Genomic DNA, 12,384 nt, shown 5'->3' with positions numbered 1-12,384 from the left:
GGCCTGCTCATGCCTCGTGCCTCTTCCGTGTCGGTGCTCATCACGGCAGGACACGCCTCATCGGTGCCCGGAGCCTCCGTGTCGTTCCCCAAATTGTCATCACACGAACGGGTGTCCTCGCGTCCCCACTCAGGAGGGGACCAGTCCTCCCATAGGGGCGACAGGAGCGAGACCGGTCGCTGAGCGGCCGGGTCAGACCAGCTCTCCGCGCTTCCTGTCCAGGTAGGGCGATCTCGGCGGAGTTCTCGGTGGCGGCCTGTACCGCGCGGCCGGAGAGTCGCGCGTAGCCATCCCGCGCGGCAGTTCAGCGCTGCCTAGGACACCCTACGGTCGCTGCGGCACGGGGAGTGTGAGGGCATCCGACGTCACGCCCGCGGGGATGCGCCGGTTCGTCAAGCGGCAGGGCGTCCCGTGGCCCAAGGTGAAACCGAAGATGCCCAAGACAGCCAAGTACAGCCCGCGATCGCGACTGTCTGCGTGCCGTCGGGCAACAGGCCTCGAGTGTCGGTGGAAGCGGGTGCGCGAAGATGTGATTGGCTGGCGGACGGCCAGGAAGTGGGAAGCGTTTCACACGGCGCGCTACAAGAAGCAGGCCGGACACCTTCCCATCGGGATGCCGAGGGGACTGTGATGAATGATGAGATCGGCGAGTGGTACCTCGCTCATCCGTGGGGAATCAGCATCGGGTGGATGAGTTTCGGTACTCGCCTCAGTCGGGGGAATCCTGCCATGTCGAAGGCGAAGGTCCCACGGAACTCGCTACCATCGACCTCCATCGCGATCCTGACTGGCGTACCTGGTGGTTGCAGAACGTGACGGACGACAATGACTTCTTCCTGTTCGTGGAGGACCGGGAGAAACTGCGCTTCATGCATCGCAAGCCAGGCCGGGACGGGCGTTGCTCGACGACCTGTTACGCGCCCGTGGAGCTCTACCTCGGGTTGAAGAACGAGCGCGACGTCAGCCGGGAACTGTTCCGTGGGCTGTACGCCTATGCGGCGCAGAAGCGTGGCTGGCCGGAGCCTCCGCCGCTCCCGCCGTACCACGACGGCAGGTGAGCGGCGAAGGCTCAGATTGCCGTTCCGATCAGACGGTCGGGTCGGGCAGGAGCTCGCGGACCTCCTGCGAGCACCGGCAGGCGACCGCGATCTTGGCGGCCCACTCGAGGGCCTCCTCGCGTGAGTCGACCTCGACGACGGCGAACCCGCCGAGGACCTCCTTGGTCTCCGGGTAGGGACCGTCGGTGATCGTGCCGTCGGTGGCCACCACGCTGGCCCGCTGGCTCTCGAGCCCTCCACCGAAGACCCAGGCGCCCGCGGCCCGGGCCTCCTCGACCACCGCGTTGGCGGCCCTGGCGACGTCGGGCAGCTCTTCGTCGGGAAAGTCCATCCAGCCGTCATCGAACGAGATCAGGTACTGCGTCATCGCACAACTCCCTTGTCCCGGCGCTCGCTTCAGGGCGCCTCTCACCTCTGCTACGAACGGCCTGTGCCGGATCCGACAGTCTCCCAGAAGAAACTCTCGCCAGATCTGGCTCAGACCAGCTCGCCGCGCTTCCGGCCCAGGTAGGCGATCTCGGCCGAGTTCTGGGTGGCGGTCATCGCCGCGTCGTACGCCTCCTTCGCCTCGACGGTGCGACCCAGCCTGCGCAACAGGTCGGCCCGGGTGGCGTGCCAGGCGTGGTAGCCCTCCAGCGGCAGCCGGTCGACCAGGGCCAGACCGACCGAGGGGCCGTCGAGCTCGGCGACCGCGACCGCCCGGTTGAGCGCGACGATCGGAGACGCGTCGAGTCGGGTCAGCTGGTCGTAGAGCGCGACCACCTGCGACCAGTCGGTGTCCGCCGCGCTCGGGGCGTCGGTGTGGACGGCGTTGATCGCGGCCAGCATCTGATAGCGACCTGGCCGGTTGATCGCCAGGCACTCGCGGACCAGGTCGTGGCCCTCGGCGATAAACGCGTGGTCCCAGCCGGCGCGGTCCTGCTCGCCGAGCGGGACCAGCTGACCGTTGCGTACCCGGGCCTCACGCCTGGCCTCGGTGAGCACCAACATCGCGAGGAGCCCGGTCACCTCTGGTTCGTCGGGAAGCAGCTGGTGCAGGATGCGGGCCAGCCGGATCGCCTCACCGGTCAGCTCGGCGCGCACCGGGTCGCCGTCGCCACTCGCGAGGTAGCCCTCGTTGAAGACGAGGAACAGCACCGTCAGGACGCCGCCGAGGCGCTCGGGAAGATCGGCGGCCTCGGGCACCCGGTAGGGCACCTTCGCGGCCGCGATCTTCTTCTTCGCACGGGTGATGCGTTGGCCCATCGTGGTCTCGGGCACGAGGAACGCCTGCGCGATCTCGGGCACGGTCAGGCCGCCGAGGAGGCGCAGGGTCAGGGCGACGCGCGCCTCCGACGCCAACGCCGGGTGGCAGCAGGTGAAGAGCAGTCGCAGCCGGTCGTCCTCGACCGGCCCGGTGGGGGTGTGGGGTGTGTCGTCGTGGTCCATGAAGGCCGCCTGGTGCTTCTTGTCGCGCAGCTTCTCGCGGCGGAGTCGGTCGATCGCGCGGTTGCCCGCGGTGGTGGTGAGCCACCCGCCCGGGTTGGGAGGTACGCCGGACTCCGGCCACTTCTCCAACGCGGTGACGAGCGCCTCGCTCGCCGCCTCCTCGGCGATGTCGATGTCACCGAAGCGGCGTACGAGCGAGGCGATGAGGCGGCCGTACTCCTCGCGGAAGACCCGCTCGACGGCCGCCTGCCCGGTCTGCGTCACTGCGCCGTCTTGAAATGGGCTGTCTCGAGCTGCGCTGTCGACATCCTGGGCTCAGGCCAGTCCGTCGAACGGGCGGACCTCGACCTTGCCGCGGCAGGCCTTGGACGCCTCGGCCGCGAGCTTGAGCGCCACGTCGAGGTCGGGTGCCTCGATCACCCAGAAGCCTCCGATGAGCTCCTTGGTCTCGAGGTAGGGACCGTCGGTCACCACCGGCGTCTCGCCCTGGCCGTCGACGACGGTCGCAGTCGACGCGGGCTGGAGGCCGCCGGCGAAGACCCAGTAGCCGTCGGCCTTGAGCTTGTCGTTGAAGCGGCCGGTCTCGGCGAAGGACTCCTCCATCGCCTCCCTCGAGCCGTAGTTGCCGAACTCCTCCATCTCGGCCGGACCGTGCACGGACATCAGATATGCAGTCATCACGTTTCTCCTCAGTTCCGGGCGGTCCCGATGACCGCCTTCAACCCCACTACGAACGGAAGGCCACCGATACGACAACCTGCCACAGGAGTCTCGAATCGAACCAGAGAAAAAAATTCTCACTGACCTGTCGAATCCGTCGAGACCCGTTCGTGGAAGTGGCATGAGCAGGTCGCACAGGGCGGCCAGCAGGAGAAACGGAGTTCGACATGTCCACCACGCAGATCCCCACCACGCAGGTCACCACCCACAGCGCGTCGACCGACGAGCGCCAGCCGGTCTGGAAGCACGGTGTCGCCGCTGCGGTTGTTGCCTCGGTCGCCACCACCGTCCTCGCGGCGATCGCGTCGGCCGCCGGTGTCTCGTTCGCGAACACCTCTGGCGGAGAGAGCATCCCGATCCTCGGGTTCACCCAGCTGACCCTGGTCTTCTCGCTCATCGGCGTCGGCATGGCCGCCGTGATGGCCCGCAAGGCCCGTCACCCGCGTTCCACCTTCGTGCGTACGGCGGTCGCGTTGACCGTGCTGTCCTTCGTCCCCGACGTCACGTTCGGGTTCGACGCGGGCTCCGCGGTCACCCTGATCGCGCTGCACGTCGTCGCCGCGGCGATCGTGGTCCCGACCCTGGCGCGTCGACTGGCCGACGCACGTTGATCGGGTCGGGGCCGTGGACGAAGCGGCCGCGTGACCATCCGGCCGGGCCGACATGGCCCGGCCGGTTCGGCGTGCGCTCAACGGCCTGCGACCGTGGATGGTTTCGATTCGCTCGTTCCTGGCTCCTCAGACACCGTGGCCTCTCCTGGCGTGAGCCACCACGGACGTGAGAGCCAGGCGGCGAGGCCGGCGCCTGCAGTGTTGAGCAGAACGTCGTCCACGGACGACACCCGGTCGAGCAGCAGCACGAACTGCGCCACCTCGATCAGCAGCGAGCAGCTCGCGGCGAACAGCAGCACCCGGGGCCACGAGGCCAGCGGCGCGAACCGCAGGGGCGCGAAGAAGCCCAGGGCGGAGAGGACCAGCAGGTTGCCGACAATGCCGAGACTGCCCATCGAGACCAGGTCGCGGAACGGCACCAGGCTGACCCGGCCGAGCACCTCGCCCGCGTGACTCCCCGGCATCATCGTCATCCACACCCACGGCACCGTCCCGTAGACCATCCCGACGTCCGCGAGCGCCGTACGCCACGCCCCGGACCGCGGGGTGCCGGAGGCCCTGCGCCACTGGGCGAGGGCGACCACCACCAGGGCGGCCAACGGCACCGCGACCACGGTGAGGAACGCGACGCCGGTGAACGTGCCGAACAAGCCGTACCAGCTCATCAACCTCACTGCTGCATCCTCGGGTCCTGCGTCGGGTCGTCGTACATCTCGGGGCAGCCGTCATCGGCAGCCTCGGTGCGCAGCTCGAAGTGCCACGGTTCGTTGCGGTAGATCTGGCACAGGCCGTAGTCGTCACCGTGGTCGGCCAGCCACTCCGCGGACTCCGGGGGACCGAGGTCGATCGCGTCGCCCGACACGTGGGCCGAGGTCTCCGGGGTGGCCACCCACCTCGAGGCCTCCTCCATCGACCCGTACTGCGAGACCGCCTCGTTGAGGAGCTGCTGCTGGTACGCCGCCGACCGCCAGCCACTGTTCACGTGGAACCCGACGTGGTCGTCAGCGGCATCGTCAGCGGCCTCGCGCAGCGCCGCGAGCAGGTCGGGGTCGAGGTTGCCCACCGCAGGTACGTCGTCGTCGAAGACGGTCGTGCCGTCGGGGACGTGACCCGAACCGCCGAGTGACGGGCGGGCGCGGGTGCCCAGGAGCTGCCCGGGGCCGCCCTGGTCCGAGGGGTCGATCTCGAAGCCGAACACGCCGGATCCGGAATCGTGCTGGGTCAGGTCGCTGGCGGGCAGCGCGATCGCGACGAGCGCCGCGCAGGTCACGGCGAGCACGGCCAGGATCATCAGGCGGGTACGGCGACCACGCGTTGGTGCTGGGTTTCGAAGGGTCATGCCTCGAGTCAAGGGACCGTCGAGTTGCGAGGGCGTATGCGGTTTTGGATACGCCGGCGATATGCGCGGGCTCGTAGCATCAGGCGTGTGCGTGTGCTGATCGTCGAGGACGAGCCCTACCTGGCCGAGGCCATCCGCGACGGCCTGCGCCTCGAGGCGATCGCCTCGGACATCGCCGGCGACGGGGACACCGCGCTCGAGCTGCTCGGTCTCAACGCCTATGACATCGCCGTCCTCGACCGCGACATACCGGGGCCCTCGGGGGACGAGGTCGCCCAACGCGTGGTCGCCTCCGGCAGTGGCATGCCGATCCTGATGCTGACCGCGGCCGACCGGCTCGACGACAAGGCCTCCGGCTTCGAGCTGGGTGCCGACGACTACCTCACCAAGCCGTTCGAGCTCCGCGAGCTGGTGCTCCGACTGCGGGCTCTCGACCGACGACGGGCGCACCACCGGCCACCGGTGCGTGAGATCGCTGGCCTGCGGGTGGACCCGTTCCGCCGTGAGGTCTACCGCGACGACCGCTATGTCGCGCTGACCCGCAAGCAGTTCGCCGTACTCGAGGTCCTGGTCGCGGCCGAAGGCGGAGTGGTCAGTGCCGAGGACCTGCTGGAGCGGGCCTGGGACGAGAACGCCGACCCGTTCACCAACGCGGTGCGCATCACGGTCTCGGCGTTGCGCAAGCGGCTCGGTGAGCCCTGGATCATCGCCACCGTGCCCGGTGTCGGCTACCGCATCGACACGGGAGATGGCAGTGAATAGGGCGCCGGGGCTGAGCGTTCGGCTCAAGCTCACGCTCAGCTACGCCGGCTTCCTGATCGTGGCCGGCGGCCTGCTGCTCGCCACCGTGTGGGTGTTCCTGCTGCGCTACGTTCCCGAGCGCGCGCAGTACGGCCCCGGACCGGCGCCGTTCAACCCCACCCGCTCCGACCTGCTCGAGGCCTTCGCGCCGAGGGCTGCCCAGGCGATGGCGTTCCTGCTGGTCTTCGGGTTGATCGGTGGATGGTTCCTCGCCGGCCGGATGCTCGCACCGCTGACCCGACTCACCCAGGCCACCCACCTCGCCGCAGAGGGCTCGCTCTCCCACCGGATCCGCATGGAGGGGCGCAAGGACGAGTTCCGCTCACTCGCCGACGACTTCGACACGATGCTCTCCCGGCTCGAGGCGCACGACGCCGAGCAGCAGCGGTTCGCGGCCAACGCCTCCCACGAGCTGCGCACGCCGCTGGCAATCGTCCAGACCCTGCTCGAGGTGGCCCGCAACGAGCCGAACCCCAACACCGACGAGCTCATCGACCGGTTGTACGCCGTCAATGCCCGGGCGATCGACCTCACGGAGGCTCTGCTCCTGCTGAGCCGTTCGGACCGCCGCGCCTTCTCGCGTGAGCTGGTCGACCTGTCCCTGCTGGCCGAGGAGACCACCGAGACCCTGCTGCCGTTGGCGGAGAAGCGGGGCATCACCATCGAGACCACCGGCACCCAGGCGGCCACCGTCGGCTCGGATGCCCTGCTGCAGCAGCTCACCACGAACCTCGTGCACAACGCGATCGTGCACAACCTGCCCGAAGCAGGCACCGTGTGGGTGGCGACCAGCGTCCAACCCGGGACCGTGGTGCTGACCGTCGAGAACACCGGCGCGAAGCTCACCGACCAGCTGGTCTCCACGCTGGCCGAACCGTTCCAGCGCGGCACGCAGCGAATCCGCACCGACCACGCCGGTGTCGGTCTCGGCCTGGCCATCGTCTCCAGCATCACGCGCGCCCACGACGGAACACTCAGGCTCACGCCGCGCGCCGACGGAGGGCTGCGCGTGACCGTGGAGCTGCCGGTCGCCCCGCCACGCCACACCCAGCCGGACGAGAGGACCTGACCTGAACGAGATCCGCGTCGCCGTCGAGCTTGCCGGTGCCGGCGGGGCCGCTCGATCAGGTCGGGCGAAGGATGAGCCGGGCCGCTCCTAGGTGGTAGGGCCCATGTGGGCCGAGTAGATCCGCTCACTCGGTCCGATCGGACGCAGTGTGGGGCCTTCTCGGTCCGATCGGACCGGAGCGCCCAGTGGTCGCCGGGCTTGCCTCCGGCGCCCGGAAGTCCAGCGAAGCCGCGGACTGCGACCGATCGACGGCCCACTCGGATCACTTGTGGCGACGGCGCCCGAGCCGTCGGGCACCCTAGGGTGGACCGGGTGAGCGAAGAGGATGTGGCACGAGTCTGGAGGCTCGAGTTCGCCCAGCCACCGGGCGGGCGCATTGCCTGGCTCGGGCCCTACACCTCGCAGTGGTTGACCCCTGCGGCCGAGGAGCTGGCCCGCTACATGGAGGCCGAGCACCGGGTCACGCGGCCGCATCCGAAGGACCCGGCCATCTTCGACTCGTACCGCGGGGACGACCGCCTGGCCTGCGGCTGCGCCAGCCGGGAACACCTCGAAAGCTGGTTCGGTGACTACCTGCCGCTGCTCATGGACCAGGGCGGGCACGTCGCGGAGTACGCCGTGGGCGGCGATGCCATCGTGGAAGACTCCCCGGAGCAGGTCCTCTTCATCAAGCGTCGCGGCCGGCTCGTTCAGCGGACCGGGCACGAGCCACCGTCGCAGTTGATCCGCAGCAGTGCGGGCTCCCGCACCGCGCTCCTCGATGCCGGCGACCGGAAGTACGCCTACGTGCCGGGCCGTTCGTCGGCCGACCTTCGGGAACTGACGACTCCGGCGTCCGTCGGCCCACCGCAGTAGAGCGCCGCGCCGCCAGTACGCCTGCCCGCGAGGATTCGCGCCGGCAGCGATGAGTTTCCCGACGCCCGCCGGTCCACACTCGGAACGCCACATCCTTTTCCGAACGGGAGCAGCCGTGAAACTTCTTCTCACCTCCGCCGGAGTCAGCAACCCGAGCATCCGGGACGCTCTGGTCGACCTCCTGGGCAAGCCGATCGCGGACGCGACCGCGCTCGCCATCCCGACCGCGGAGTACGGCCACCCGTCCGTCGGACCGGGGGAAGGGCCCTGGCGCTTCATCAGCGGCCGGTCCCCCCTGCACATGGTCGACCTCGGGTGGAAGTCGGTGGGAGTGCTGGAGCTCACCGCGCTGCCGAGCATCGACGCCGAGCGGTGGGTGCCGCTGGTCCGGGAGACGGACGTGCTGCTCGTTGCCGGTGGCGACGCGCTCTACCTGAACCACTGGATGCGGGAGTCCGGACTGACCGACCTGGTGCCGGAGCTCGCCGAGACGGTCTGGGTCGGGCTGAGCGCCGGCAGCATGGTGATGGCACCACGCATCGGCGCCGACTTCGTCGGGTGGCGGGCGCCCTCCGCTGACGACACCACCTTGGGCATCGTCGACTTCTCGATCTTCCCGCACCTCGACCACCCGGACCTGCCGGAGAACCGCATGGTCGACGCCGAGAAGTGGGCGGCCGAGATCGGCGGTCCGGCGTACGCGATCGACGACGCGACCGCGATCACGGTGCACGACGGCAGGGTCGAGGTCGTCTCCGAAGGCAACTGGCGACAGTTCGACGCACCCGTCGGCTGATCAGGCGCGTCGGGTCAGGCAGACGCCGAGAGCTCGAGGCGCATCGCCTGCGCGGTGTCCGCAGGGTCGTAGCCCTCGGGCACGCCGTCGACCAGGATGATGTCGCCGCCGATGTTGCGTGCCCGCAAGGGAGCGATCTCGCGGTAGGCGGCCGAGTCCCACCACGCCCGGGCCCGATCGATGGAGGGGAAGCCGATCACGACGACGTGGCCGGGCCAGGCGCCCTCCTTCGCCTCGTGCTGGGTGACGTGCACGAGGAAGCGGCCGCCGTACGGCTCGAAGGTGCCGGGGATGCGTTCGATGTACTCCGCGATCTCGGGGTGGGGTGCGGCGTCGTGCAGGTGGGCGATTGCGTAGGCAGGCATGGGGATTCTCCGATCTGGATGGCGGCAACGGGTCGTGCACCATGAGTCTGGCCGCGCACCCTGCGGCCAGTCGATTACCTCAGAGGTCATGCGCCAGCCTCGCTGCCGAGGTCGACCGGGCGACTGGGCGACCCGGGCGACGACAATGACTCGACTATCCCGTGACCCGCGCCGTCAGCGTGGCGAGTCCGGCGCCGTCCAGCTCGGCCAGGGCCTCCGGTCGACCGGCGAGCGACATGACCAGGGCCTCACCCGGGCCGCGCACCTCGGGCCCACTACCACCGGCCCAGTCGACGTCGGTCGCGACGATGCGGAGTCCGCGCACGTTTGCCGGTGACGGCAGGGCTCGGGCGCGGGGCATGAACCCCAGCACCGCGACCAGGCGCTCCGGCGGCACCACCCGGGGACGGCCCAACGCACGACGGATGTCCTGCTGGTGGATGACGCCGTCGGTGAGGGCGATCCCACAGCCGAACATCGCCGTGATGCCCTTGTGGAACGGCGTACTCGCGCAGCCGTGCCACCAGCTCCGCAGTGCTCAGGCGCCGACTCAGCTCGAGACGGGCCTGGTTGGCACGGCCGAGAGAGAACCGCGAGCGGGCCAACAGCGCCAGCACCGCCGGCTTGCTCAGCATGTCGTAGCTCGGGACGTGCCCGGCAATGTCGCGCACCGACCATCCCGGGCAGAGCGACGGCCGCTACCACTCCTCCTCGTCGAGGGTCTCGAGGAAGTCGGCCAGGTCGTTCCGCTCGTCGGTGGCCAGTGCGCTGAGGTCTGCCATGACGCCATTCTGGACCGGTCAGCGCACCGGCGCACCCGGGCCGAGCGGGATGCCCAGCGCCCACCACAGGAAGAACAGTGCGGTCCAGGCGAGTGTCATCGCGATCGCGAGGGGCAGCGTGTACGACGCGAGCGTGCCGATGCCGGCGTCCTTGCGGTAGCGCTGGAGGAAGCCGAGGGCCATCACGAAGTAGGGGCTCATCGGCGTGACCGCGGTCGAGCCCGAGTCGGCGATCCGGAACAGAGCCTGGGTCGTCTCGGCAGGTACCGACAGCAGCATCAGCATGGGCACGATCACCGGTGCGGCGATCGACCACATGGCCGAGCCGCTGGTGACCATGATGTTCACAACCGTCAGCAGGGCCAGCACCATCAGGAAGATCACCGGCACCGGGATGTCGTTGTTGTCCAGCAACTGCGCGGCCTCGACGGCCAGGACGTCGCCCAGGTGACTCCAGTCGAACCACGCGAGGAACTGTGCGATCGCGAAGAACAGCACGAGCACCGGTGCCATCTGCTTGATGCCCTCGGCCATGAGCCGGGGCACGTCGGCCGCGTTCTCGACGCTTCCTGAACGCATCCCGTAGACGGTGCCGACGGCCGCGAACAGCAGGGCGACGACGATGGCGATGCCGTCGAGAAACGGCGACTCGGCGATCTGACCGCCCTCGCCGCGGAGGGGCGAGCCACTCGGCAGCACGGCGGCGGTGATGGCGACGATGAGGCCGAGCAGCACGAGGCTGGCCGTGCGCAGCGCGGAGCGTTCGCGGTCGGAGAGGTGCAGGCTGCCGATGTCGTCGAGGTCGACGTCAGGGTCGGGGGCGAGGTCGGTCCGCTTGGAGAGCACCAGCTTGGTCACCAGCGTGATCACCGCTGCCAGGAGCAGGGACGAGGCGATGTTGAAGAACCAGTTGCTGACCGGCGAGACGTAGGCGTCCTCGTCGATGATGCGGGCCGCTGCGGTGGTGATACCGGCGAAGATGGCGTCGTTGGGAGTCGGCACGGGGCTGGCGTCGTACCCCGAGGCGATCGAGGTGTAGGCGACCACGACGCCGAGGATCGGGGAGCGACCCACGGCCTGGAAGGCGAGACCGCCCAGCGGCACGAGGATGATGTACGCCGCCGCCGACGCCACGTGCGAGACCGTGCCGATGAACGCGACCGCGAAGACCACCCAGGCGGCCGGCACCCGCGAGACACCGACCTTCATGGCGGCGGTGAGGAAGCCGGAGCGCTCGGCGACCGCGACGCCCATGATCACCACGACGATCGTGGCCATCGGCGGGAACGTGGCGAAGTTGGTGATCGCGGTCGACAGGGCCATCGCCAGGCCGTCACCGCTGATCAGGTTCTGCACGGCGACGCGCTCGCCGTCGGCCGGTGAGATCACGGAGACGTCGGCGATCGACAGTCCGGCACTGATCACGGCCACGACCCCGCAGAGGATCCAGAACAACCAGAACGGGTGCGGCAGTGCGTTGCCGACGCGTTCGACGACGGCCATCGCCCGGATCAGCCGGGGCAGCTTCTCCTGCTCGGGGGCGGGTGCAGTGGGGCTCTCGGCGCTCATCGGTCGGCCTCCTCGAGGCTGTGCTGGCTGAAGAACTTCCAGATGAGGCGGTGCGCCTCGACGGTGTGCGTGACGTAGCCACCGCCGGAGTAGACGTCGGCCCCGGGCCAGACGTGTCCTCCGTCCTCGACGACCACGTGCTCGACTGAGGTGCCGTCGGTGCAGCCGCCCCAACTCAGGAGGGTGACGTCGTCACCGCGCTTGGCGGTCCTGGGGTCGGGACGGCACTGGTCGCGGACGACCCATTCGTCGACCCAGTCGCGGATGGCGGGCAGGTCGCGGTCGGCGTCCCCGGCGTACGGGATCGTGGCGTCGCCACTGCCGTGCACCTCCATCACGCTGGTCGGTGCGGCGGTGTCGCAGCCCTCGCGGGAGCCCGGGTAGAAGGCGCCGGCGACCGGTGCGAACGCGGCGAAGCGGTCCGGCATCCGGCAGGCCAGCAGGGCGACGAACCCTGCGCCGTTCGACTTGCCGGTCGCATACGTCCGCGACTCGTCGACGCACAGCGTGCTGTCGAGGTGGTCGAGCAGGTCGGCGGTGAAGGCGACGTCGTCGACACCGGGCGGTGCGTACGGCGCGCCCTGCCAGGCCTGGCGATACCCGGATCCGGTGCCGATCTCGCCCTCGGGGAAGACCGTGACCGCCGGCAGCGTGGACAGCTTCGAGTAGCCCTGAAGCTCGACGGCGGTGCTGCCGCGGCCGTGGTAGGCCACGATCAGCGGCCAGTCTTCCCGCATGCTGTAGCCCGCCGGCAGGTGCAGGACGAACGAGCGCTCGCGACCCCCGAGGGTCAGGTCGTAGCGGGCATCGGTCCCGTCGGGTTGGGGAGCCTCGAGGGCGCAGGCGGCCGACGACGCCGCGGAGTCGGACGACGCAGCCGATTGGGCGGTCGTCTGGGCGGGCGAGGTGGCCAGCGCCGCCAGGGGCAGTACGGCGAGGGCGGTGGCCCGGAGCAGGTGGCGTCGTACGCGCATGGGAGGACCTTTCGGGG

15 protein-coding genes and 1 pseudogene are annotated in these 12,384 nt (G+C 69.6%); 6 read left to right on the top strand and 10 right to left on the bottom strand.

Features of this window, described 5'->3' with window-relative positions:
• The first annotated feature begins 812 nt into the window (after window positions 1-812).
• The gene (locus ASD30_RS26685; protein ID WP_156393681.1) at window positions 813-1,058 is read left to right on the top strand and encodes a hypothetical protein; all 246 of its coding nucleotides are present in this window, start codon (window positions 813-815) and stop codon (window positions 1,056-1,058) included.
• Between the two features lie 28 nt (window positions 1,059-1,086).
• Here ASD30_RS26685 and ASD30_RS16985 read toward each other — a convergent pair whose 3' ends face one another.
• From ASD30_RS16985 to ASD30_RS16975, 3 genes are all read right to left on the bottom strand, one after another.
• Window positions 1,087-1,425 (bottom strand): YciI family protein, encoded by a 339-nt coding sequence (locus ASD30_RS16985; protein ID WP_056683948.1) that lies wholly within the window; start codon window positions 1,423-1,425, stop codon window positions 1,087-1,089.
• A 110-nt stretch (window positions 1,426-1,535) separates the two neighbouring features.
• Entirely contained in the window at window positions 1,536-2,750 is a 1,215-nt protein-coding gene (locus tag ASD30_RS16980; RefSeq protein ID WP_056683945.1) for an RNA polymerase sigma factor, read from the bottom strand.
• A gap of 51 nt (window positions 2,751-2,801) precedes the next feature.
• Window positions 2,802-3,164: a YciI family protein gene (locus tag ASD30_RS16975; RefSeq protein ID WP_056683941.1), complete on the bottom strand. Its 363-nt coding sequence runs from the start codon at window positions 3,162-3,164 to the stop codon at window positions 2,802-2,804.
• Between the two features lie 209 nt (window positions 3,165-3,373).
• Here ASD30_RS16975 and ASD30_RS16970 point away from each other — a divergent pair, with 209 nt between their 5' ends.
• A complete protein-coding gene (locus ASD30_RS16970) occupies window positions 3,374-3,817 on the top strand; it encodes a DUF6069 family protein (RefSeq protein WP_082563895.1) in 444 nt (147 codons plus the stop codon).
• A 77-nt stretch (window positions 3,818-3,894) separates the two neighbouring features.
• On the opposite strand, the gene ASD30_RS16965 is transcribed toward ASD30_RS16970, so the two are convergent.
• Window positions 3,895-4,482, bottom strand: a complete 588-nt coding sequence (locus tag ASD30_RS16965; protein ID WP_056683938.1) for a VanZ family protein — start codon at window positions 4,480-4,482, stop codon at window positions 3,895-3,897.
• 5 nt (window positions 4,483-4,487) lie between these two features.
• Window positions 4,488-5,156 carry a M15 family metallopeptidase gene (locus ASD30_RS16960; RefSeq protein ID WP_056683935.1) on the bottom strand — a complete coding sequence of 223 codons (669 nt, stop codon included), beginning with the start codon at window positions 5,154-5,156 and terminating at the stop codon, window positions 4,488-4,490.
• An 87-nt stretch (window positions 5,157-5,243) separates the two neighbouring features.
• Between ASD30_RS16960 and ASD30_RS16955 the strand changes: the two genes are divergently transcribed.
• The 4 genes from ASD30_RS16955 to ASD30_RS16940 all read left to right on the top strand — a co-directional run bounded on the left by ASD30_RS16955 (window position 5,244) and on the right by ASD30_RS16940 (window position 8,677).
• A complete protein-coding gene (locus tag ASD30_RS16955; protein ID WP_056683930.1) occupies window positions 5,244-5,918 on the top strand; it encodes a response regulator transcription factor in 675 nt (224 codons plus the stop codon).
• Window positions 5,905-7,026, top strand: a complete 1,122-nt coding sequence (locus tag ASD30_RS16950) for a sensor histidine kinase (protein ID WP_327152740.1) — start codon at window positions 5,905-5,907, stop codon at window positions 7,024-7,026. The genes ASD30_RS16955 and ASD30_RS16950 overlap by 14 nt, the downstream gene beginning before the upstream one ends.
• Before the next feature lie 312 nt (window positions 7,027-7,338).
• Complete coding sequence (locus tag ASD30_RS16945) at window positions 7,339-7,881, top strand: hypothetical protein (protein WP_156393680.1); 543 nt, start codon at window positions 7,339-7,341, stop codon at window positions 7,879-7,881.
• Between the two features lie 115 nt (window positions 7,882-7,996).
• Window positions 7,997-8,677: a Type 1 glutamine amidotransferase-like domain-containing protein gene (locus ASD30_RS16940; RefSeq protein ID WP_056683922.1), complete on the top strand. Its 681-nt coding sequence runs from the start codon at window positions 7,997-7,999 to the stop codon at window positions 8,675-8,677.
• 14 nt (window positions 8,678-8,691) lie between these two features.
• Here the strand turns inward: ASD30_RS16940 and ASD30_RS16935 are convergent, their stop codons facing one another.
• From ASD30_RS16935 to ASD30_RS16920, 5 genes and pseudogenes are all read right to left on the bottom strand, one after another.
• Window positions 8,692-9,042 carry a DUF1330 domain-containing protein gene (locus tag ASD30_RS16935; protein ID WP_056683919.1) on the bottom strand — a complete coding sequence of 117 codons (351 nt, stop codon included), beginning with the start codon at window positions 9,040-9,042 and terminating at the stop codon, window positions 8,692-8,694.
• A 154-nt stretch (window positions 9,043-9,196) separates the two neighbouring features.
• The gene (locus ASD30_RS27225; protein ID WP_200951166.1) at window positions 9,197-9,520 is read right to left on the bottom strand and encodes a hypothetical protein; all 324 of its coding nucleotides are present in this window, start codon (window positions 9,518-9,520) and stop codon (window positions 9,197-9,199) included.
• Between the two features lie 85 nt (window positions 9,521-9,605).
• Window positions 9,606-9,713, bottom strand: a pseudogene (locus ASD30_RS27980) (hypothetical protein); the annotation flags it as partial.
• A gap of 129 nt (window positions 9,714-9,842) precedes the next feature.
• Window positions 9,843-11,393, bottom strand: coding sequence for an AbgT family transporter (locus tag ASD30_RS16925; protein ID WP_056683915.1), 1,551 nt, complete (start codon window positions 11,391-11,393; stop codon window positions 9,843-9,845).
• On the bottom strand, window positions 11,390-12,367 hold the full coding sequence (locus ASD30_RS16920) for an alpha/beta hydrolase family esterase (RefSeq protein ID WP_056683912.1): 978 nt from the start codon (window positions 12,365-12,367) through the stop codon (window positions 11,390-11,392). Before ASD30_RS16920 ends, ASD30_RS16925 begins: the two co-directional genes overlap by 4 nt.
• Window positions 12,368-12,384: the final 17 nt, after the last annotated feature.

It is taken from the genome of Nocardioides sp. Root140 (assembly GCF_001426745.1).
Classification (GTDB): Bacteria; Actinomycetota; Actinomycetes; order Propionibacteriales; family Nocardioidaceae; genus Nocardioides.
The sequence above is the reverse complement of the archived record's forward strand: the minus strand, read 5'-3'. Positions and strand labels throughout refer to the sequence as shown.